This window comes from Streptomyces sp. NPDC093801 (assembly GCF_040701585.1).
Taxonomy (GTDB): domain Bacteria; phylum Actinomycetota; class Actinomycetes; order Streptomycetales; family Streptomycetaceae; genus Streptomyces.
In genome coordinates this window covers 1-20,059 of sequence record NZ_JBFBDP010000070.1, presented here as the reverse complement: position 1 = coordinate 20,059, position 20,059 = coordinate 1, and the positions used below count along the sequence as shown (strand labels likewise).

Genomic DNA, 20,059 nt, shown 5'->3' with positions numbered 1-20,059 from the left:
AATCCACACCGAACCCGGGAGGCCCTCACCCGTTCAAGCCGTCTCAGCCGAGACCTGCATCACCCGTCCACAACCTCCCTGGACAGAACACCTAGCGGCCCGCCCGCGGGATCCGCGCTCCCGGCCGGGCACTCCCCCGGACGGGGGCGTCCGGCACCCGGCGGCCGGGGCCCGTACGGGCCCACCGGAACGACTATCGGACCACGCCCTCGGATGGCGCAGGGTGCGGGAGGGCACCGGCCGGGCGTTCTAGCATCGCGACGTGCGCTACGACGACAGCCCCCCGCCGCCCGAGTCCGCCTCCTCCGTCAGCCCCGACCGGCCCTGGTTCGCGCGCCGGCCCGCCCTCGCGGTGGGGCTCGCCGCCCTGGCCCCGACCTGCCTGGCGGGCTGGGTGCTGACCCAGGTGCTGGCCGGCCCGGGCTCCGGCGCCCCGCAGCCCGCGGGGGCGCGGCCCGCCGCCTCCCCCGCCGCCGCGGCGGACGCCAAGCCCAGCGCCTCCCCCAGCAGGCCGCCCGCGGCCCCGGCGGCGGCCCCCGCCAAGGGCCCGCTGGCCGGCCGGACCGTCGTCATCGACCCCGGGCACAACACGGGGAACTTCCAGCACGGCCGGGAGATCGACCGGCAGGTGGACATCGGCACCAACCGCAAGGAGTGCGACACCACCGGAACCACCACCAACTCCGGTTACATGGAGGCCGAGTTCTCCCTCGACGTCGCCCACCGGGCGCGCACCCTGCTGGAGGCCAAGGGCGCCAAGGTGGTCCTGACCCACGACGGCGAGCGCCCCTGGGGCCCCTGCATCGACGAGCGGGCCCGGATCGGCAACGAGGCCGCGGCCGACGCCGTCGTCTCCGTCCATGCCGACGGCGCCTCCGCCGGCAACCGCGGCTTCCACGTCATCCTCCCGGCCCGGGTCAAGGGCGGCGCGGCCGACACCGCGAAGATCCTGGGCCCCTCCCGCGACCTCGGGGAGCGCCTCGCCTCCAACTTCGCCCGCACCACCGGTTCCTCCCCCGCCAACTACCTCGGCGGCGGCACCGGGTTGGTGGTCCGCGACGATCTGGGCGGGCTCAATCTCTCGACCCGGCCCAAGGTGTTCATCGAATGCGGCAACATGCGTGACGACAAGGACGCGGCGCAACTGACGAGTCCGGAGTGGCGACAGAAGGCGGCCCAGGGCATCGCGGACGGCATCACCGGCTTCCTCGGCGGGTAGTGCGCCGGGCGGCCCCCGCCGCCCCGTTCCTCTCGGCCGCGGAAACCTCCGTACCATGGGGGCGCCCGATCCGCCCCTGCCAAGACCGAGAAGGACACCAGAGACGTGAACATCCGCTCCCTCACTCGAGGCGACGGCGTGGTGATCGGAGCAGCGGCGCTGCTGTTCATCGCCTCGTTCCTCGATTTCTACTCCGTCACCGGCGCCGACCTCCCGAGTGCGTGGGACACCGATGTCTACGGACTGGCCCTCCCTGCCGTCTTCCTGACCGGCTTCATCGCGGCGGGCCTGCTGGTCGGCGCCCGCTTCCAGCCCGAGGGCCGCAAGCTCGGCGGGCTGCCGCTGACGGCCTGGGGCACGGTGCTGGCCGTGGCCGCCGCCTGGAACGCCCTGTGGTCGCTGATCACCACCCCCTCGCGGGCCGACCTGGGGGCCGGCAGCATCCTGGCGTTCCTCGCCGCGCTCGCCCTGGCGGGCGTGGCCGTCGCCGGCGCGAAGGTCCCCGCGCTCGCCGGCCCGCTGGTGCCGGAGCCCAAGCCCGTCACCGCCCAGCCGTACGGGGGCCAGCCCGGCACCGGCTACGGCTACCCGGGCGGCCAGCAGCCCCAGGGCTACGGGGCCAGCCCGCAGCCGGCCCCGCCGTACGGGGGCACCCCGCAGGAGTCGGCCGGCGCCGGCTTCCCGGCCGCGGACTTCACGCCGTTCTGGTTCGCGGTGCCGGTGGCCCGGCCCCTCTTCCCCGAGGACGGCGCCCCCACCCCGATCGCGGAGCTCGCCCCGGGCACCTGGTACCTGGCCGTCGACCAGCGCGGCCCGTCCACGCTGATCGCCCAGACCCAGGACGGCCGCCGCGGCGTCCTGAACGACACCTCGGGCATCCAGCGCGGCTGACGCCCGAGCGCTTCCGCGCACGTCAGCGCACGTCCGCGCACCGACGGCCCCCCGCCCCCCACGGGCGGGGGGCCGCCGCCCTTCCCGGCGGAACCCGCGTGCCCTACAGTCGCCCGGACACACGGATCTGATACAGCGTCAGATACGCCGCCGGCCATCGCGGAGGGGACCGTACATGCGCCTCGGACTCGCACTCGGCTACTGGGGCCGCGGACCCGCCCCGTCCCACCTCGACCTCGCCACCGAGGCCGAGCGCCTGGGCTACGACTCGGTGTGGACCGCCGAGGCGTGGGGCTCCGACGCCTTCACCCCGCTCACCTGGATCGCCGCGCACACCTCCCGCATCCGCCTGGGCACCGCCATCGCCCAGATGGCCGCCCGCACCCCCACCGCCACCGCCATGCACGCCCTCACCCTGGACCACCTCTCCGGCGGCCGGATGATGCTGGGCCTGGGACTGTCCGGCCCCCAGGTGGTGGAGGGCTGGTACGGGCGCCCGTTCCCCGCGAGCCCGCTCACCGCGACCCGCGAGTACGTCGACGTCGTGCGCCAGGTGCTGCGCCGCGAGGGCCCGGTGGCGCTGGACGGCCGCTTCCACGCCCACCCCTACCGCGGGGACGACGGCACCGGTTTCGGCAAGCCCCTCAAGCCCATCACCCACCCGCTGCGCGCGGACCTCCCGCTGCTGCTGGGGGCGGAGGGGCCGAAGAACATCGCCCAGACGGTCCGGATCGCCGACGGCTGGCTACCGCTGTACTGGTCCCCGACCCGCACGGACGTCTACCAGGCCTCCCTGGCCGGCCTGCCCGAAGGGTTCATGATCGCGCCGATGGCCCGGGCCCACGTCTGCGACGACGTCGCCGAGGGCCTGCTCCCGGTCAAGGCGATGCTGGGCTTCTACATCGGCGGGATGGGCCACGCGGCCCGCAACTTCCACGCCGACCTGATGGCCCGGATGGGCTACGGGGCCGAGGCCCGGCGGATCCGGGAGCTGTTCCTGGCCGGGCGCCGGCAGGAGGCGGTCCTCGCCGTCCCGGACGCCTTCGCCGACGAGATCTCCCTGGTCGGCCCCCGCGAACGGATCGCGGAACGGCTGGAGCTGTGGCGCAGGGGCCCGGTCACCGACCTCCTGGTCACCGCCCCGGACCCGCACACCCTCCGCGTCCTGGCCGAACTGAACGGCTAGGCCGCGCCTCCGGGACCAGGCCGCCCGGCCCGGTCCGAAGGACGCGGCCCAGGACTGCCGGGCGGTCAGCCGCCCAGCTGGGAGACGCTCGGCACCTGGTCGGTCACCGGGGCGCCCGCGCTCTTCCCGGCCTCCTTCACCCCGCTGATCACGTTCTCGAAGGAGCTGATGTCGGCATCGCCCGCGGCGCCCTTGCGCAGCTTGGTGCCCAGGTTCTTGAGGGAGTCGATGCCCGCCGCCAGCGGGACCATGGCCTTCGACAGCAGCGGGTCGCCCTGGGCGTTCTCGGCCGCCGCCTTCAGCCGGTTGTACGCGAACGCGCCCGCGAGACCCGCCTTGATCAGCGCGAAGGTACGGCCCTTCGCACCCTTCTTGAACTTGCCGGCCCGGTACGGCTTGATGATCCACTGGTAGGTGGCACCCGCCGCGAGCCCGGCGTTGGCGACGAAGCGCGTCTTGGCGAACTTCTGCCGCTCCGCCGACGTGCTCGGCTCCGGCGTCGCCGCGGCCAGCGCGTCGGCCTCGGCAGCCTCCGGCTCCGCCACCGCGAGGGCGGCCAGCTCCGCCGCCGTCGCGGCCGACGAGGCCTCCTCCCGCATGCCCCGGTCGCCACCGGTGCCGCACGCGGTCGCGCCGGCCAGCAGCGAGGTGGACAGGACCACGGCCGCCACGGCGCGGCGGAATCGGACGGTGCTGGGTACGCGCACGGCTGCCTCCGGTGGCTGGGGTGTCCCCCGCAGCCTCACCCGGCCGCCACGGCCCCGCCACTCGGGTCACCCGTTCGGAGACGCCGGGGGCCGGGGAGGGACCGGGGAGGGCTCCCGCGACGGTACGGGTTTCAACCGTGCAGGAACGGCAAGACGCCCGGCATGCACGGAGAAAGCATCGCAGGACGCCGGGCCGGCTGGTCGGCCGGCCGGATCGTGGCACTGGCCGCCGACGCCGTGGCACTGGTCATCATCGTGTGGATCGTGATGGACCTGCTGGGCGCGAACCGCTCCAACGAGGTCGTCCAGTGGTTCCACGACGCGGCGACCTGGCTGGCGGGCTGGTCGCTCGACATCTTCCACCTCAGCCGCCACTGGGCACAGGTGATCGTCGGCTACGGCATCGCCGCCGTCGTCTACCTGGTGGCGGGCCACGCCCTGGCCCGCCTCCTGCGCCGCGCCTGACCCCGCCCCGGGACGGGGGCCCGCCCTGCGCGGGCGGGGCCCCCTGCCCGCAGGGCGGTCGCTACGCGCAGCAGCCCGGGTCCATGCCCGGCGGGAGCCGCTCGCCGCCGAACACCTCCGTGGTCGCCTCGTCCCCGCCCAGCGCGGCCACGGCCAGCAGCAGCGAGCCCGCCGTCCAGGCCGTCTGCTCCACCGGCCACACGGCCCGGTCCTCGAAGACGTAGCCCGTCCAGTACATGCCGTTCTCGGCGCGCAGGTGGCCGATCGAGCGCAGGATCTCCAGCGCCCGGTCCGACTCCCCCATCGCCCACAGGGTGAGCGCCAGCTCACAGGACTCCCCGCCCGTCACCCACGGGTTCGGCAGCACGCACCGCACCCCCAGGTCCGGGACGACGAACTCGTCCCAGCGCTCCTCGACGCGCGCCTTCGCCTCCGCACCCGTCAGGGCGCCGCCCAGTACCGGGTAGTACCAGTCCATCGAGTACCGGGACTTGTCCAGGAACCGCTCCGGGTGCCTGCGTATCGCGTGCGCCAGCGCGCCCGCCGCCAGCTCCCAGTCGGGCTGCGGGTCACCGCGGTGGTCGGCGATGGCCAGGGCGCAGCGCAGCGCCTGGTGGATGGAGGAGGAGCCGGTCAGCAGGGCGTCGGTGACGGCCGTGCCGTCCGGCTCCCGCTTCCAGCCGATCTCGCCGCCGGGCTGCTGGAGGCCGAGGACGAACTCGACGGCCGCGACGACCGCCGGCCACATCCGGTCCAGGAAGGTGTCGTCCCCGGTCGCCAGGTAGTGGTGCCAGACGCCGACGGCGATGTACGCGACGAAGTTGGACTCGCGGCCCGCGTCCTGCGGTTCGGCGGTGTCCACCCCCTCGGGCCGGTCCGCGTAGGCCGCGTACCAGGAGCCGTCCGGGTTCTGGTGGCGGGCCAGCCAGACGTAGGCCCGTTCCGCCGCCTCGTGCTCGCCCGCCGCGTCCAGGGCCATCGCGGCCTCGGTGTGGTCCCACGGGTCGAGGTGGTGGCCGCGGAACCACGGTATGGCCCCGTCGGCGCGCTGCACGGCGAGTATCCCCTCCACCGTCTTCGCCGCCTGCTCGGCGGTCAGCACGCCGTCCAGGACGAGGTGTTCGGGTACGGTGCGCCCCGGCGAGCTCACTGGGCCGCGCCGACGGGGAGGTGGGGCTTGGTCGCGTACGCCACGAAGCTCTTGCCGATGAGCGGGTTCAGGGCCTGCTCGGCGAGGCGGGTCGCGAGGGGCTTCTTCATGATGTCCCAGACCAGGAGCTTGTGGTACGCCTTGACCGGCAGCGCCTTGTCGTTGTCCACGCCGAAGGCGCACTTGAGCCACCAGTACGGGGAGTGCAGGCCGTGCGCGTGGTGGGTGCCGTACGGCTTGAGGCCGGCCTGCTTCATCTTGCCGAGCAGTTCGTCCGCCTTGTAGATGCGGATGTGGCCGCCCTCGACCTCGTGGTAGGCGTCGGACAGCGCCCAGCAGATCTTCTCCGGACCGTAGCGCGGGACGGTGACCGCTATGCGGCCGCCCGGCTTGAGCACGCGCACCATCTCGGCGAGGACGCCCTTGTCGTCGGGGATGTGCTCCATCACCTCGGAGATGATGACGACGTCGAAGGACTCGTCGGGGAAGGGCAGGGCCAGGGCGTCGCCCTCCATGGCGGTGGCGGTGGCGCCGGCCGGGGCCTCACCGGCCTCCTTCATGGCGGCGAACCACTTGGCGACCTCGCGGATCTCCTCGCCGTTGCGGTCGACGGCGACGACCTGGGCGCCGCGCCGGTAGCACTCGAAGGCGTGCCGGCCTGCGCCGCAGCCCAGATCGAGCACGCGGTCGCCGGCGGCGAGCGGGAACCGGGAGAAATCGACGGTCAGCACGGGGTCCTGCCTTCGCGGTCACGGGGGTGAGAAGGGTGGTGCGGATGGAGCGGTTGAGATGACGTACGCACGGTGCTCGGCGGGGCGCCGTTCACCGGGTCCGGGCGGCGGCGGAGCGCGCGATCGCGGCCCGGTAGTGGGCCGCGGTGCCCTCGGCGGCTCTGGCCCAGGTGAACCGGGCCAGGACCCGCTCCCGCCCGGCCGCCCCGAGACGGGCGCGCAGGCCGGCGTCGCCCAGCATCCGGCCCAGGGCCGCGGCCAGCGCCCCCGCGTCACCGGGCGGCACGGCCAGGCAGGTCTCCCCGTCGGGGCCGGCCACCTCGGGGATGGCCCCGCCGGTGGTGGCGACGAGGGGGGTGCCGGTGGCCATGGCCTCGGCCGCCGGGAGCGAGAAGCCCTCGTAGAGGGAGGGCACGCAGGCGACCTGGGCGCTGCGCACGAGGTCGACGAGCTCGGCGTCGGTGATGCCCTTGACGAAGCGCACCGCGTCCTGGAGGTCGTACTTCTCGATCGCGCGGGCGACCGGCCCGCTCTCGGCGCGCTTGCCGACGACGACGAGGTGCGCGTCGGGCTGTTCGGTGCGCAGCTTGGCGAGCGCCTCGACGAGGTGGACGAGGCCCTTGAGCGGGACGTCCGCGCTGGAGGTCGTCACGATGCGGCCGCGGACCTCGGCCACGGACGGGTCCGGCGACCACAGGTCGGTGTCGGCGCCGATGTGGACGACGTGGATGCGGTCGTCGCGGACGCCCAGGTGCTCGGCGATCTCCTGCCGGGAGGAGCCGGAGACCGTCAGGACGGAGGGCAGGCGGCGGGCGACGCGGCCCTGCATGCGCGTGAACGCGTACCAACGGCGCACGGAGGCGCGCTTCTTGCGGTCCTTGGCGGCGGCGAGGTCGAGCTTGCGGTCGACGGTGATGGGGTGGTGGATGGTCGTCACCAGCGGCGCGCCGAGGTCGCCGAGCAGCCCGTAGCCGAGGGTCTGGTTGTCGTGGATGACGTCGAACTCGCCCGCGCGGGACAGGAGGTGGCGCCGGGCGCGCAGCGAGAAGGTCAGCGGCTCCGGGAACCCGCCGGTCCACATGGTCGCGACCTCGAGGGCGTCGATCCAGTCCCGGTACTCGTCGCGCTTGGGCGTGCGGAACGGGTCGGGGCTGCGGTAGAGGTCCAGGCTCGGCAGCTCGGTGAGCGTGGCACCGGTGTCGAGCACCGGGTAGGGCTGCGCGCCGATGACCTCGACGGAGTGTCCGAGCTTCACGAGCTCGCGGGAGAGGTGCCGGACGTAGACGCCCTGGCCGCCGCAGAACGGGTTCCCCTTATAGGTGAGCAGTGCGATGCGCAACGGCCGTTCGCCGTCGGTGGCGGAACCCGCGAAAGGGCTCGTCACCATGGCCTCTGCGGTCACTCTCGGCCCCCTTCTCCCTGCGCTGTCGCCGGAGCGTAACCGCTCGGATAATGTAGAACAAGTTTCAGACTTGATCCGTCGAAGAGCATTGAATCTACCGGCCGGAAACCACACCGTAAGAGGTGGAGCAGGTGATTCGCGCCACGGCTCGGACGCCCGGCGCGAGGCCTGACATGCTGGCTTCCGGAGCCGTCACCGGTTCATCCCGAAGCAGCACCCGCAACGACACGGAACGCCAGGAACGGGACACATGACAGCGGAAGCGAAGGCCGTCACGAAACCGGCGACCACCCCGGCCGGCCCGGCGTCCCCTCCCCTGACGGAGCGCCAGGAGGCGCGCCGTCGCCGGATCCTGCACGCGAGCGCACAGCTGGCCAGCCGGGGCGGCTTCGACGCCGTGCAGATGCGGGAGGTCGCGGAGTCGTCGCAGGTCGCGCTGGGCACGTTGTACCGGTACTTCCCGTCCAAGGTGCACCTGCTCGTCGCGACCATGCAGGACCAGCTCCAGCACATGCACACCACCCTGCGCAAGCGGCCCCCGGCGGGCGAGGAGCCGGCGGAACGGGTCGCGGAGACCCTGATGCGCGCGTTCCGGGCGCTCCAGCGGGAGCCGCACCTGGCGGACGCCATGGTCCGCGCCCTGACGTTCGCGGACCGCAGCGTGAGCCCGGAGGTGGACACGGTCTCCCGGCTGACCACGGCCATCATCCTCGACGCGATGGGCCTGGACGCCCCGCCGACACCGGAACAGCTCTCGGCGGTCCGCGTCATCGAACACACCTGGCACTCGGCCCTGATCACCTGGCTCTCTGGGCGGGCGTCCATCGCGCAGGTGAAGATAGACATCGAGACCGTGTGCCGCCTGATCGACCTGACGGCCCCGGAAAAGTCCTGATCGGGTTGTCAGGGGGCGACGGCCTGCCACGGCGCGGGCCCGCCGTCTCCTCGCCCACCCGCCTTCCCGTCTGCGGGCCGGCGGGTCAGGACGGGGTGGGGCGGAGGAGGAGGGTGGCGAAGCCCCAGGTGTCGCGGTAGGTGCGGAGCCATTCCGCGCGGCGGGTCGTGGCCCAGGCGAGGACCTCGGGGCCGTCCGGGTGGGTGGGGTGGTCCAGGGCCCAGGAGGCCAGGGTGCCCCAGTTCGCCCACTCGTAGTCGTCCAGCTCCTGGCGGGTGCTGACGTGGCCCTGGACGGGGGTCCAGCCGGCGGCGGTGATGCGGTCGACCGTGGTGGCGAGGTCGGCGAAGTCGCCCAGCACCTCCACCGCCTCCGGGGAGGGGTCGCGTTCCCAGAAGCCGTCGCCGATCAGGACGCGGCCGCCGGGGGCCAGGTGGTCGCGGGCGGCTTCGAGGGTGGGGAGGAGGCCGCCGAGGGCGTGGGTCGAGCCGATGCACAGGACCAGGTCGAAGCGGTGGGGGGAGGAGAACTCCTCGGCCTTCCGGCAGTGGAGGGCCAGGCGGTCGTCGATGCCGAGGCGGACGGCCTTCTGGCGGGCCTCCGCCAGGTCGGACTCGGAGATGTCCACGCCCTCGGCCCGCAGGTGCGGGTGCGTGGTCAGGGCGCGCAGCAGCCATTCGCCTCCGCCGCAGCCGAGGTCCAGGACGCGTTCGTCGCCGCGCGGGAGGGCGTGGGCCAGGAGGCGGCTCACGGAGCCGTCGTCCAAGGGGGACTTGATGGGGTGGTGGGTATGGGCGATCTTGGACATCTGTTCGCGGTTCACCGGCGCAGCCTCGCAGGGGGAGGGCGTGCCCGCACCCCGTTTTCCCCGCGGTGCCGACGGGGGCCGCTAGCCTCTGCGGGTGATCGATGAAGCCGAGGTCTGGGACCGTTTCGCCGCGCTGCTGCCCGACGCCGACGCCGACGAGGTGCGGACGTGCTGGGAGGTCGGAGAGCAGGAGGCGGGCGTCGAGTACCTGGTGGACGCCCTCCTGCGGCACCGGGTGCGGATCGGTGAGGACACCCGGGCGGAGCTGTCCGTGGTGGCGGAGGCGTGGGGGATGCGGCAGGCCGTCGCCGGGCGGCTGAGGGACTGCCCCGGTGACGGCCGTCCGGCTGCGCTGGAGCTGGTCGAGCGGCCGGACACCCTTCCCCTGGACGGCCCCGGGCTCATCGACCCCGCGCTGGCCGACTGCGTCCTGATCCCGTGGATCCGGTCCACGGGATCAGGGCGGCTCCTGGTGCGGGCGTACGTGGAGGAGCCCTGGGGGGACCTCTCCTACCTGCCCGAGTACTACGGCGTCCTGGCCTCCGCGCAGGGGCCGTCCGTGGCCCTCTTCGAGTCCTTCACCGCGCGCGCGGCGCTGGAGGAACTCGTCCGGCCGTCACACCCCTGAGGTCACCTCGGGCTTCAGCATGCCGCGCAGCGCGTCGCGGAACTCCTGGGTGTCCTCCTCGCCGTGCACGGCGACCGCGTGCTGGACGGCCGCGCCCATGACCTCGTCTTCCTCGCCGGTGATCGTCAGGGTGCACCCGATCTCGCTGGGGTACTCCCTGCAGTCCATGACCTTGCGCATGACGCACCTCCCAGTGGCGATGCCTACCGGTCACACCCCCTACGATCCTCCGATCGCCACCGGGAGGAAAGCCGGGCCGCCGGTCGGCCGCCGCCCGGCCGGAGGGTGCCGTCGGAGACGAGGGCGGAGCCGGATCCGATGGCGTCGATCCACGGGCCGGGCCGGATCCCGCCGGAGATGCCGGGTGGGGCGCGTCGGGCCGGAGCCGGTCGGCTCCGGCCCGCCCGGGGTCAGTCCTCCGGCGGGAACACCGGCTCCCCGGTGGCCGCCAGGGTGATCAGGATGGCCTCCACCGGGCAGCCCTCCGCCGCCGTGAGGGTGGGTTCGTTGGCGTCCGTCCGCGGGGCGCGTGGGTGGGACTGGCGGGCCGCGTCGAGGACGAAGGCGTCCGGGGCGTGGTTCACGCACATGCCCGAGCCGATGCAGACGCCCCGGTCCACCTCCACCTGCCAGCGGTCGCCCATCAGGAGCCCGCCGGCAGGTGGATCATCTTGTGCTCCAGGTACTCGCCGAGGCCTTCCGGGCCGAACTCCCGTCCGACACCGCTGTTCTTGTAGCCGCCGAACGGGCCGAGCATGTCCAGGCTGAAGGTGTTGACGTTGAAGGTGCCGGTGCGGATGCGGCGGGCGAAGTCGACGCCGCGGCCGGTGTCGGCGGTCCAGACGCTGCCGCTGAGGCCGAACTCGGAGTCGTTGGCGATGCGTACGGCCTCCGCCTCGTCCCCGTAGGGGATCAGGCAGACCACCGGGCCGAAGATCTCCTCGCGGGCGATGCGCATCGAGTTGTCGACGTCGCCGAAGAGGGTGGGTTCGACGTACCAGCCGCGTTCCAGGCCCGCCGGGCGGCCGCCGCCGGCGAGGACCTTGGCCCCCTCCTCCTGGCCGATGCGGATGTAGTCGAGGGAGCGCTGCTGCTGGCGCCGGGCGACGAGCGGGCCGAGCTGGGTCGCCGGGTCGAGGGGGTCGCCGACGACGAGGGCGCCGGCCGCCGCCGCGAGGGCCTCGGCCACCTCCCCGTAGCGGCTGCGCGGGGCGAGGATCCGGGTCTGGGCCACGCAGGCCTGGCCGTTGTTCATCCAGGCGGCGGGGACGATCCCGGCGACGGCGGACTCCAGGTCGGCGTCGGGCAGGATCACGGCGGCGGACTTGCCGCCGAGTTCGAGGGTGACCCGGGTCAGGTTGCGGGCGGCGACCTCCATCACCCGCTTGCCGGCCGCGACCGAGCCGGTGAAGGCGACCTTGTCGATGCCGGGGTGCCCGACCAGGTACTCGCTGACCTCGCGGTCGGCGGGCAGGACCGACAGCACGCCCTCGGGCAGTCCGGCCTCCCGGGCGATGTCGGCCAGGATGAAGGAGTCCAGCGGGGCTTCGGGCGAGGGCTTGAGGACGACCGAGGAGCCGGTGAGCAGCGCCGGGGCGAGCTTCGCGGCGGCCACGAACTGCGGGACGTTCCAGGGGATGACGGCGGCGACGACCCCGACCGGTTCGCGGCGCACGAGGATGGGGCCGAGTGCGCCCTGGCGGCGTTCCTCGTACGGGTAGTCGCGGGCGACGGTGATGGCGGCGTCGTAGACCATCATCGCGCCGAGGGCCTGGGCGAGGACGCTCCAGGAGTACGGGGAGCCGTTCTGGGAGCTGATGGAGCGGGCTATCTCCTCGTGCCGGACGGTGATGGCGTCCTTGATGCGGGAGACGACGGCGATGCGCTCGTCGAGGGTGAGCCGGGGCCAGGGGCCCTCGTCGAAGGCCTTGCGGGCGGCGGCGACGGCCCGGTCGACGTCGGCCGCGGAGGCGTGCGGGACGCTGCCGATGACCTGCTCGGTGTGGGGGGAGACGACCCGGATGGTGTCGGTGCCCAGCGGATCGGTCCATTCCCCGCCGATGAACAGTTGTCCGTGTTCCACGAGCTCGGTCATGTCCGGTGCCTCCAGGGGCTGCGCACGATCTCACCGATGTCGCAGAACTGATACCAGTTCTAGTTCCAGGAGTCCACGGTGCGGACCGGGGCGCCGGAAGATCCGACGGCTGGTCAGAACGGCTGCCACATGGTCGACTTGGGCTACCAATGGAACGTGTTCTCGTCGGAGCGGGACCGAGTCAGTCAGGGAGCCCCCATGTCAGAGGTCATGTCACCGGTCACCGACCACGGCGGGGGCGTCTGGGGCATCAAGGTCCCCATCCCCGACAACCCCCTCGGGCACACCCTCGTCCACGTCCTCGACACCGGCGCCGGCCCGGTCCTCGTCGACACCGGCTGGGACGACCCCGGCTCCTGGGACGCCCTCGCCGCCGGGCTCGACGCGCTCGGCCTCGCCGTCGGCGACGTGCACGGCGTGGTCATCACCCACCACCACCCCGACCACCACGGCCTGTCCGGGAAGGTCCGGGAGGCCTCCGGGGCGTGGATCGCCATGCACGCCGCCGACACCGAGGTGGTGCTGCGGACCCGCTCGGCCGAGCCGGGCGTCTGGTTCGACTACATGAGCGGGAAGCTGGCCGCCGCCGGAGCCCCCGAGGCCCACCTCGCCCCGCTGCGGGCGGCCCGGGAGAGCGGCCGGATGCGGACCCTGCCCGGGCTGCGGGCCGCCGTCCCCGACCGGGAGATCGTCCCCGGCGAGCTGCTTCCGCTGCCCGGGCGCCGGCTGCGGGCGATCTGGACCCCGGGGCACACCCCCGGCCACGTCTGCCTGCACCTGGAGGAGGCCCACCCCGCCCGGCTGCCCGGCAACGGCCGGCTCTTCTCCGGCGACCACCTGCTGCCCGGGATCTCCCCGCACATCGGCCTGTACGAGGCCCCGGAGGACACCCGGGTCACCGACCCCCTGGGCGACTACCTCGACTCCCTCGAACGCGTCGGCCGCCTGGAGCCCGCCGAGGTGCTCCCGGCGCACCAGCACGCCTTCACCGACGCCCCCGCCCGCGTACGGGAGCTCCTCGCGCACCACGAGGAGCGGCTGACCGGTCTGCGCCGGCTGCTGACGGCCGAGCCGCTGACCCCGTGGGCCCTCGCGGAGCGGATGGAGTGGAACCGGCCCTGGGAGCAGATCCCGTACGGCTCCCGGAACATCGCCGTCTCGGAAGCGGAAGCCCATCTGCGGCGGCTGGTGAAGCAGGGCCGGGCGGAGCCGGTGCCCGGCAGCGACCCGGTGGCGTACCGGGCGGTGTGAGCGGGCGGTGTGAGCGGCGCGGCCCGCCGTCCGGCCGGCGGGCCCGCCCCAGGGCGAGGGGCCCCGGTGCCCCGGGGCCCACGGGGTACGGGCCGGTAGAGTGAGGCCGTCGTCCACACCTCCGTACGGGGGGAAGCCGGTGCGAATCCGGCGCTGACCCGCAACCGTGACCCGGCCCGCAGCACGCGGGGCGGGAAGCCGGATTGCCCCGTACCGGAAGTGCGCGGCTCGTGCCGCCGGAGCCTCCGGCGGCCGGCACCGTCGAGGTAAACGGAGCCGGAGCCCGGTGCCCGCGCGTGCCCGTCTCCCGCTCCCCGCACGAGAGGCACCCGCCCCGCCATGAACGTCCGCCGCAGCGCAGCCGCGCTCGCCGCTTCCGCCGTGCTCTGCGTGGGCGCCGCCCCCGCAGCCCTCGCCGACACGCCGCCGCCCGCCCCCTCCGCACCGCCGGTCGTCCCGTCGGGCCTCTTCGGCAAGGCCGACCCCTCGTACGACGGCGTGTGGCGCCAGTCCCTCGCGCTGCTCGCCCAGCAGACGGTCGGCGAGAAGCCCGCCCCGCAGGCCGTCGACTGGCTGACCGGCCAGCAGTGCGCGAACGGCGGCTTCGCCTCCTTCCGCGCGGACGCGACGAAGGCCTGCGACGCGACGACCATGTACGACACGAACGCCACCGCCGTCGCCGTCCAGGCGCTGAAGGCGCTCGGCGGCAAGGACGCGCAGGTCAAGAAGGCCACCGACTGGCTGAAGTCCGTCCAGAACGAGGACGGCGGCTGGGCCTTCGCCCCCGGCTCCCCCAGCGAGGGCAGCTCCACCTCGATCGTGATCAGCGCGCTCGCGGTGGCGGGCGAGAAGCCGGCCGAGGTGAAGTCGAAGGCCGGGAAGTCCGCCTACGACGGCCTGCTCGCCTTCCAGCTGGGCTGCTCCGCGGAGCCCGCCGGCGACCGGGGTGCCTTCGGGTACCAGCCGGCCGACGGCAAGCTCCCCGCCAACGCCGACGCCACGGCCGCCGCCGCCCTGGCGGGCCTGGGCAGGGGCATCCTCGTCGAGCCCGCCGCCACGGACACCCCCGCCGCCCCGCTGGCCTGCCCGGCGGGCGCCGGCGACCCGGCGGGCGCCGCCCGGGCCGCCGCCGGCTACCTGGCGGAGGCCCTGAAGAAGGACGGCCACCTGACGGCCGTCACCCCGGGCGCCGACCAGCCGACCCCCGACGTCGGCAACACCGCCGACGCCGTGATCGTCCTCGCCGCGGCCGGCCACCGGCAGGCCGCCTCCGGCGCGCTGGAGTGGCTGAAGAACAACTCGGCGCCCTGGTCCAACCGCAACCCGGCCGCCCTGGCCACCCTGGTCCTGACCGCCCACGCCACGGGCGCCGACCCGAAGGCCTTCGGCGGCGTCGACCTGGTGGCGGCGCTGAACGCGACGGGCCCGGCCCCGCAGCAGCCGGACGCCGAGGCGCAGAAGGTGGAGAACAAGAAGGGCGGGACCGGCTCGGGCGGCCAGAGCCTCTGGTGGATCATCGGCGCGGGCGCCGCGGCCGGCATGGGCATCGGCATCCTGCTGAGCGGCCGCCGCAAGAAGAACGAGCTGTGAGCCGCCGCCGTTCGCGGGTCCCGGTGGGCCTGCTGGCCGCGCTGGGCCTGCTGCTGACCCTGTTCGCGGCCTCCCCCGCCCTCGCGGCGGGCTACCGCTACTGGTCGTTCTGGCAGGGCGCCGGCGGGACCTGGGGGTACGCGACCGAGGGCCCCTCGACGGCTCGGCCCGCGGACGGCGCCACGCTCGGTTTCCGCTTCTCGGTGAGCAAGGACGCCGCCGCCGAGGCCGCCCGGCCCCGCGCCGCCGCCGACTTCGAGGCCGTCTGCGGCGCGACCCCCGCCGCCGAGGGCAGGAAGCGGGTGGCCCTGGTCGTCGACTTCGGGGTGCCCGAGGACGCTCCCGCCGGCGAGACCCCGCCGCAGGACGCCCCGCGCACGGCCTGCGCCCAGGTGGCCCCGGACGCCACGGCGGCGGAGGCGCTGGCGTCGGTGGCGAAGCCGCTGCGCTACAACGGCGCGGCGCTGCTGTGCGCGATCTCCGGCTATCCGAGGTCGGGCTGCGGCGAGCCCATCGCCGACGCCGAGCCGAAGGCGTCCGCCCCGGCGTCCTCCGCCCCCTCAGCCCCCGCGCACGCCTCGGGCGGCGGCTCCGGCCCCTCGGCCGGGCTGGTCGCGGGCGCGGCGGCGGTCGCCGCCCTGGGCGCGGCGGCCGTCTGGCAGTCCCGCCGCCGGCGGCGATGACGGACGCCGCACGGACGGGAGCACCCGGCGGGTCCCCGCGCGGGACCCGCGCCGCCCGCACCCCCCACGGCCGGCAGGCTGCGGTCGTACCGCCGCCCCGGGCCGGTTCCGGCGGGGCCGGTCGGGGGCAGCGCGGGGCGACGTACACGAAGGAACGGCCCTGGCGGGCTCCCGAGGCCCGCCGGAGCAACGCCCTGCACGCGGGTGCCTGGTGGCTGTGGGCCCTCGGGCTGGCCACCGCCGCCTCCCGGACGACCAATCCGCTGCTGCTAGGGCTGGTCGTCGGCGTCGCCGGGTACGTGGTCGCGGCCCGCCGCACCGAGGCGCCCTGGGCGCGCTCGTACGGCGCCTTCGTCAAGCTCGGGCTGTTCGTCGTCGGACTGCGGCTGCTGTTCTCCGTGCTGCTGGGATCCCCCATCCCCGGCGCGCACGTCCTGTTCACGCTGCCGGAGGTACCGCTTCCGGCGTGGGCGCAGGGCATCCGCCTCGGCGGCCGGGTCACCGCCGAGCAGCTGGTCTTCGCGTTCTACGACGGGGCCAAGCTGGCGACCCTGCTGATCTGCGTGGGTGCGGCGAACGCCCTCGCCAATCCGGCCCGGCTGCTGAAGTCGCTGCCCGCCGCCCTGTACGAGGCGGGCGTGGCCGTGGTCGTCGCCATGACCTTCGCGCCGAACATGGTCGCGGACGTGGCCCGGCTGCGGACCGCGCGCCGGCTGCGCGGCCGTCCCACCGGCGGGGTGCGGGCCGTCCTCCAGATCGGGCTGCCGGTGCTGGAGGGCGCGCTGGAGCGCTCGGTGGCCGTCGCCGCGTCGATGGACGCGCGCGGGTACGGGCGTACGGCACAGGTCCCGCGGGGCGTGCGGCACACCACCAACGCCCTCACGCTGGGCGGGCTCCTCGGCATGTGCGCGGGCACCTACGGGCTCCTCGCGGCGGAGGGCGCCGCGTTCGGGCTGCCGCTGCTCGGCATCGGCCTGGCCCTGGCCCTCGCGGGGCTGCGGCTGGGCGGCCGGCGCAGCGTCCGCACCCGTTACCGGCCCGACCGGTGGGGGGTGCGCGCCTGGCTGGTCGCCGGGTCGGGGGCGGCCGTGGCGGCCCTCCTCGTCCACGCCGGGTCGGTGGACCCCGAGGGGCTGCGGCCGGGCGTGGTCCCGCTGGTGGCGCCGGGCCTGCCGCTGTGGCCCGCGGCGGCGGTCCTGATCGGCCTGCTCCCGGCGTTCGTGGCCCCCGTACCCTCCCTTTCCTCCGAGGAGACGTCCCGTTGATCCGCTTCGACCAGGTCTCGGTGACGTACGACGGCGCCGCGCGCCCGTCCCTCCGCGACGCCGACTTCATCCTCCCGGAGGGGGAGCTGACCCTGCTCGTGGGCCCGTCGGGGGTCGGCAAGTCGACCCTGCTGGGGGCCGTGTCCGGGCTGGTCCCGCACTTCACGGGCGGCACGCTGCGGGGCCGGGTGACGGTCGCCGGGCGCGACACCCGGACGCACCGGCCGCGCGAGCTCGCGGACGTGGTGGGGACGGTCGGACAGGATCCGTCGGCCCACTTCGTGACGGACGTGGTCGAGGACGAGCTGGCGTACGGCATGGAGTCGCTGGGCCTGCCGCCCGCGGTGATGCGCCGCCGGGTGGAGGAGACCCTCGACCTGCTGGGCCTGAACGAGCTGCGCGACCGCCCGATCGCGACCCTCTCCGGCGGCCAGCAGCAGCGGGTGGCGATCGGCTCGGTCCTGACGACGCACCCGAAGGTGCTGGTCCTGGACGAGCCCACCTCCGCGCTGGACCCGGCGGCGGCGGAGGAGGTCCTGGCCGTGCTCCAGCGGCTGGTCCACGACCTGGGCACGACGGTCCTGATGGCCGAGCACCGCCTGGAGCGGGTCGTCCAGTACGCCGATCGCGTCCTGCTCCTCCCGGCCCCCGGCGAGCCCCCCGTCCTGGGCACCCCGTCCGACGTCATGGCCGTCTCCCCGGTCCACCCCCCGGTGGTCTCCCTGGGCCGCCTGGCGGGCTGGACCCCCCTCCCCCTCTCCGTCCGCGACGCCCGCCGCGCCGCGGCCCCGCTCCGCGCCCGCCTGTCGGGCCGCACCCCGACGGACACGGCCCCGCCGGCGCCCGGGGCGCAGGCGCCCGGGGTTCTGGGCGCACCCCCGGCAGTAGCCGGGGGAGGGTCCGGGGCAGCACCCCCGTCCCTTCCCGCCCCGCCGGCGCCCGAGGCGCCGGGGGCACCCCCGGCGGTAGCCGGGGGAGGGCCCGGGGGCGGAGCCCCCGAAACGGGGTCCGGGGCAGCGCCCCGGGGAACGGTGGAAGGGCGGGGCGGGGAGCGGCTCCGCGCAGCGGCACCCCCCGCAGCCACACCCGCACCCGCACCCACGCCGACCCCCCGCCCCGGCCTGCTGGCCCGCCTCACCCGGCGCAGGCCGGCCGGCACGACGCCCACCACCCCCACGCCCACCGGCAGCCCCGGCACCCCCGCGGCCACCGCCACCGCCACCGCCACCGCCACCCACCTCGGTATCCGCCGCGGCCGGGCCGAGGTCCTCCACGACATCGGCCTCACCGTCGCCCCCGGCGAGACCATCGCCCTCATGGGCCGCAACGGCGCCGGCAAGTCCACCCTCCTCGCCGCCCTCACCGGCACCCTCGCGCCGACCACCGGCCAGGTGACGGTCGGCGGCCTCGCCCCCCACCGCACCCCGCCCGCGGAGATGGTCCGCCGGGTCGGCCTGGTCCCCCAGGAGCCCCGCGACCTCCTCTACGCCGACACCGTCGCCGCCGAGTGCGCCGCGGCCGACGCCGACGCCGGGGCCGCGCCCGGGACCTGCCGCGCCCTGGTCAGCGCCCTGCTGCCCGACGTACCGGACGGCACCCACCCCCGGGACCTGTCCGAGGGCCAGCGCCTCACGCTCGCCCTCGCCCTGGTCCTGACCGGCCGCCCCGCCCTGCTCCTCCTCGACGAGCCCACCCGCGGCCTGGACTACGCCGCCAAGGCCCGCCTCGTCGAGACCCTGCGGGCCCTGGCCGCCGACGGCCACGCCATCGTCCTCGCCACCCACGACGTGGAGCTCGCCGCCGAGCTGGCCCACCGCGTCGTCATCCTGGCGGGCGGCGAGATCGTCGCGGACGGGCCGACGGCCGAGGTCGTGGTGTCCTCCCCCGCCTTCGCCCCGCAGGTGGCCAAGATCCTGGCCCCGGACCACTGGCTCACGGTCCCCCAGGTGGCCGCCGCCCTGAACTCCGCGGACGCCGCGACGCAGACCTCGACCGAGACCCAGACCGCGACCGACACCGCGACCGCGACCGCGACCGACACCGCGGAGGAGGCCACGCCATGAGCACCCGCCCCGTCCGCATCGGCCCCCGCGCCGCCGCGGCCCTGGTCCTCGTCACCCTGATCGGCATCGCCGCCTTCGGCTGGCCGCTGCTCGCGGACGCCCAGTCGGGCCTGGCCCACTCCCAGGACGCCCCCTGGCTCTTCGCCGCGCTGCTCCCCCTCCTCGTGGCCGTCGTCGTCGCGACCATCGCCGACCAGGGGATGGACGCCAAGGCGGTGGCGATGCTCGGCGTGCTCGCCGCCGTCGGGGCCGCGCTGCGCCCGCTGGGCGCGGGCACGGCCGGCCTGGAGCCCATGTTCTTCCTGATGGTGCTCAGCGGCCGCGTCCTCGGCCCCGGCTTCGGCTTCGTCCTCGGCGCCGTCACGATGTTCGCGTCCGCCCTGCTCACGGGCGGGGTGGGGCCGTGGATGCCGTTCCAGATGCTGGCCCTGGGCTGGTTCTCGCTGGGCGCCGGGCTGCTGCCGGGGCCGGAGCGGATCCGGGGGCGGGCGGAGCTGGCGCTGCTCGCGGCGTACGGGTTCCTGGGCTCGTTCGCGTACGGGACGGTCATGAACCTCCAGGGCTGGGTGCTGCTCCAGGGCATGGGCCAGGGGGTCTCCTTCCATCCGGGCGACCCGGTGCCCCAGAACCTCGCCCGCTTCCTCGCCTACTGCCTGGCGACCTCGCTGGGCTGGGACCTGGGGCGGGCCGCACTGACGGTCGTCCTGACCCTCACCCTCGGCAACACCCTGCTGCGGGCGCTGCGCCGGGCGACCCGGAAAGCCGCGTTCGACGCACCCGTCTCCTTCGATCGGGCGGACGGAAGTGGCCCGGGACACGCACCCGAGGGGCTCCGGCCGGACACGGAAGGTGAGATCCGGCCCCCCTGCCGGTGAGGCGGCCCACAGGACCCACGTCACATCCGGCCCCGCCTAGTAGCCCCCGCACCCGCCCCTCGCACCGCCCCCGACCTGGACCGGTCTGCCCGGCCCCGGGTGATCCTCGCGGCGCGTCCTGCGAGGCCGGCTAGTAGGAGGGGGGCGTTGCCAGC

20 protein-coding genes and 1 riboswitch are annotated in these 20,059 nt (G+C 75.0%); of the genes, 12 read left to right on the top strand and 8 right to left on the bottom strand.

The annotated features are described in order from the left end of the window. Positions 1–262: 262 nt before the first annotated feature. The 3 genes from AB0469_RS40125 (at position 263) to AB0469_RS40115 (ending at position 3,296) form a co-directional block, all read left to right on the top strand. On the top strand, positions 263–1,219 hold the full coding sequence (locus AB0469_RS40125) for an N-acetylmuramoyl-L-alanine amidase (RefSeq protein ID WP_366456551.1): 957 nt from the start codon (positions 263–265) through the stop codon (positions 1,217–1,219). A gap of 105 nt (positions 1,220–1,324) precedes the next feature. Next, the gene (locus tag AB0469_RS40120; RefSeq protein ID WP_366456550.1) at positions 1,325–2,110 is read left to right on the top strand and encodes a hypothetical protein; all 786 of its coding nucleotides are present in this window, start codon (positions 1,325–1,327) and stop codon (positions 2,108–2,110) included. Positions 2,111–2,285: 175 nt separating this feature from the next. Continuing rightward, on the top strand, positions 2,286–3,296 hold the full coding sequence (locus AB0469_RS40115) for an LLM class F420-dependent oxidoreductase (protein ID WP_366456549.1): 1,011 nt from the start codon (positions 2,286–2,288) through the stop codon (positions 3,294–3,296). Between the two features lie 65 nt (positions 3,297–3,361). Here the strand turns inward: AB0469_RS40115 and AB0469_RS40110 are convergent, their stop codons facing one another. Next, positions 3,362–3,937, bottom strand: coding sequence for a hypothetical protein (locus AB0469_RS40110; RefSeq protein WP_366456553.1), 576 nt, complete (start codon positions 3,935–3,937; stop codon positions 3,362–3,364). A 228-nt stretch (positions 3,938–4,165) separates the two neighbouring features. Between AB0469_RS40110 and AB0469_RS40105 the strand changes: the two genes are divergently transcribed. Further along, a complete protein-coding gene (locus AB0469_RS40105; protein WP_366456548.1) occupies positions 4,166–4,468 on the top strand; it encodes a hypothetical protein in 303 nt (100 codons plus the stop codon). A gap of 61 nt (positions 4,469–4,529) precedes the next feature. Here the strand turns inward: AB0469_RS40105 and AB0469_RS40100 are convergent, their stop codons facing one another. The 3 genes from AB0469_RS40100 to AB0469_RS40090 all read right to left on the bottom strand — a co-directional run bounded on the left by AB0469_RS40100 (position 4,530) and on the right by AB0469_RS40090 (position 7,751). Continuing rightward, positions 4,530–5,618 carry a prenyltransferase gene (locus AB0469_RS40100; protein ID WP_366456547.1) on the bottom strand — a complete coding sequence of 363 codons (1,089 nt, stop codon included), beginning with the start codon at positions 5,616–5,618 and terminating at the stop codon, positions 4,530–4,532. Then, positions 5,615–6,349: a class I SAM-dependent methyltransferase gene (locus tag AB0469_RS40095; RefSeq protein WP_366456546.1), complete on the bottom strand. Its 735-nt coding sequence runs from the start codon at positions 6,347–6,349 to the stop codon at positions 5,615–5,617. The genes AB0469_RS40100 and AB0469_RS40095 overlap by 4 nt, the downstream gene beginning before the upstream one ends. Positions 6,350–6,440: 91 nt before the next feature. After that, a complete protein-coding gene (locus AB0469_RS40090; RefSeq protein WP_366456545.1) occupies positions 6,441–7,751 on the bottom strand; it encodes a glycosyltransferase family 4 protein in 1,311 nt (436 codons plus the stop codon). A gap of 250 nt (positions 7,752–8,001) precedes the next feature. On the opposite strand from AB0469_RS40090, the gene AB0469_RS40085 reads away from it, so the two are divergent. Continuing rightward, the gene (locus AB0469_RS40085) at positions 8,002–8,646 is read left to right on the top strand and encodes a TetR family transcriptional regulator (RefSeq protein ID WP_366456544.1); all 645 of its coding nucleotides are present in this window, start codon (positions 8,002–8,004) and stop codon (positions 8,644–8,646) included. A gap of 85 nt (positions 8,647–8,731) precedes the next feature. Here the strand turns inward: AB0469_RS40085 and AB0469_RS40080 are convergent, their stop codons facing one another. Continuing rightward, the gene (locus tag AB0469_RS40080; RefSeq protein ID WP_366456543.1) at positions 8,732–9,469 is read right to left on the bottom strand and encodes a class I SAM-dependent methyltransferase; all 738 of its coding nucleotides are present in this window, start codon (positions 9,467–9,469) and stop codon (positions 8,732–8,734) included. A gap of 79 nt (positions 9,470–9,548) precedes the next feature. Between AB0469_RS40080 and AB0469_RS40075 the strand changes: the two genes are divergently transcribed. Continuing rightward, complete coding sequence (locus AB0469_RS40075; protein WP_366456542.1) at positions 9,549–10,082, top strand: hypothetical protein; 534 nt, start codon at positions 9,549–9,551, stop codon at positions 10,080–10,082. Here the strand turns inward: AB0469_RS40075 and AB0469_RS40070 are convergent. The 3 genes from AB0469_RS40070 to AB0469_RS40060 form a co-directional block, all read right to left on the bottom strand. Beyond that, positions 10,071–10,262 (bottom strand): DUF1059 domain-containing protein, encoded by a 192-nt coding sequence (locus AB0469_RS40070; RefSeq protein WP_366456541.1) that lies wholly within the window; start codon positions 10,260–10,262, stop codon positions 10,071–10,073. The genes AB0469_RS40075 and AB0469_RS40070 overlap by 12 nt on opposite strands. A gap of 230 nt (positions 10,263–10,492) precedes the next feature. After that, positions 10,493–10,726, bottom strand: coding sequence for a ferredoxin (locus AB0469_RS40065; protein WP_366456540.1), 234 nt, complete (start codon positions 10,724–10,726; stop codon positions 10,493–10,495). Further along, a complete protein-coding gene (locus AB0469_RS40060) occupies positions 10,726–12,177 on the bottom strand; it encodes an aldehyde dehydrogenase (protein ID WP_366456539.1) in 1,452 nt (483 codons plus the stop codon). The genes AB0469_RS40065 and AB0469_RS40060 overlap by 1 nt, the downstream gene beginning before the upstream one ends. A 210-nt stretch (positions 12,178–12,387) precedes the next feature. On the opposite strand from AB0469_RS40060, the gene AB0469_RS40055 reads away from it, so the two are divergent. From AB0469_RS40055 to AB0469_RS40030, 6 genes are all read left to right on the top strand, one after another. Then, positions 12,388–13,428, top strand: coding sequence for an MBL fold metallo-hydrolase (locus tag AB0469_RS40055; RefSeq protein ID WP_366456552.1), 1,041 nt, complete (start codon positions 12,388–12,390; stop codon positions 13,426–13,428). Between the two features lie 129 nt (positions 13,429–13,557). After that, a riboswitch (cobalamin riboswitch) is annotated at positions 13,558–13,637 on the top strand. A 130-nt stretch (positions 13,638–13,767) separates the two neighbouring features. Beyond that, positions 13,768–15,018 (top strand): prenyltransferase/squalene oxidase repeat-containing protein, encoded by a 1,251-nt coding sequence (locus AB0469_RS40050; protein WP_366456538.1) that lies wholly within the window; start codon positions 13,768–13,770, stop codon positions 15,016–15,018. Next, entirely contained in the window at positions 15,015–15,701 is a 687-nt protein-coding gene (locus tag AB0469_RS40045; protein ID WP_366456537.1) for an SCO2322 family protein, read from the top strand. Before AB0469_RS40050 ends, AB0469_RS40045 begins: the two co-directional genes overlap by 4 nt. Next, positions 15,698–16,966, top strand: a complete 1,269-nt coding sequence (locus AB0469_RS40040; protein ID WP_366456536.1) for an energy-coupling factor transporter transmembrane protein EcfT — start codon at positions 15,698–15,700, stop codon at positions 16,964–16,966. The genes AB0469_RS40045 and AB0469_RS40040 overlap by 4 nt, the downstream gene beginning before the upstream one ends. After that, entirely contained in the window at positions 16,963–19,029 is a 2,067-nt protein-coding gene (locus tag AB0469_RS40035; RefSeq protein WP_366456535.1) for an ATP-binding cassette domain-containing protein, read from the top strand. The genes AB0469_RS40040 and AB0469_RS40035 overlap by 4 nt, the downstream gene beginning before the upstream one ends. After that, positions 19,026–19,904 carry an ECF transporter S component gene (locus AB0469_RS40030; protein WP_366456534.1) on the top strand — a complete coding sequence of 293 codons (879 nt, stop codon included), beginning with the start codon at positions 19,026–19,028 and terminating at the stop codon, positions 19,902–19,904. Before AB0469_RS40035 ends, AB0469_RS40030 begins: the two co-directional genes overlap by 4 nt. The last annotated feature ends 155 nt before the right edge of the window (positions 19,905–20,059 follow it).

Excerpts from the sequence above, each read along its gene's own strand:
- AB0469_RS40115 (WP_366456549.1), top strand. The coding sequence starts at position 2,286 with ATGCGCCTCGGACTCGCACTCGGCTACTGGGGCCGCGGACCCGCCCCG.
- AB0469_RS40105 (WP_366456548.1), top strand. The coding sequence starts at position 4,166 with ATGCACGGAGAAAGCATCGCAGGACGCCGGGCCGGCTGGTCGGCCGGC.
- AB0469_RS40085 (WP_366456544.1), top strand. The coding sequence starts at position 8,002 with ATGACAGCGGAAGCGAAGGCCGTCACGAAACCGGCGACCACCCCGGCC.
- AB0469_RS40070 (WP_366456541.1), bottom strand. The coding sequence starts at position 10,262 with ATGCGCAAGGTCATGGACTGCAGGGAGTACCCCAGCGAGATCGGGTGC.
- AB0469_RS40065 (WP_366456540.1), bottom strand. The coding sequence starts at position 10,726 with ATGGGCGACCGCTGGCAGGTGGAGGTGGACCGGGGCGTCTGCATCGGC.
- AB0469_RS40060 (WP_366456539.1), bottom strand. The coding sequence starts at position 12,177 with ATGACCGAGCTCGTGGAACACGGACAACTGTTCATCGGCGGGGAATGG.
- AB0469_RS40055 (WP_366456552.1), top strand. The coding sequence starts at position 12,388 with ATGTCACCGGTCACCGACCACGGCGGGGGCGTCTGGGGCATCAAGGTC.
- AB0469_RS40050 (WP_366456538.1), top strand. The coding sequence starts at position 13,768 with ATGAACGTCCGCCGCAGCGCAGCCGCGCTCGCCGCTTCCGCCGTGCTC.
- AB0469_RS40040 (WP_366456536.1), top strand. The coding sequence starts at position 15,698 with ATGACGGACGCCGCACGGACGGGAGCACCCGGCGGGTCCCCGCGCGGG.
- AB0469_RS40030 (WP_366456534.1), top strand. The coding sequence starts at position 19,026 with ATGAGCACCCGCCCCGTCCGCATCGGCCCCCGCGCCGCCGCGGCCCTG.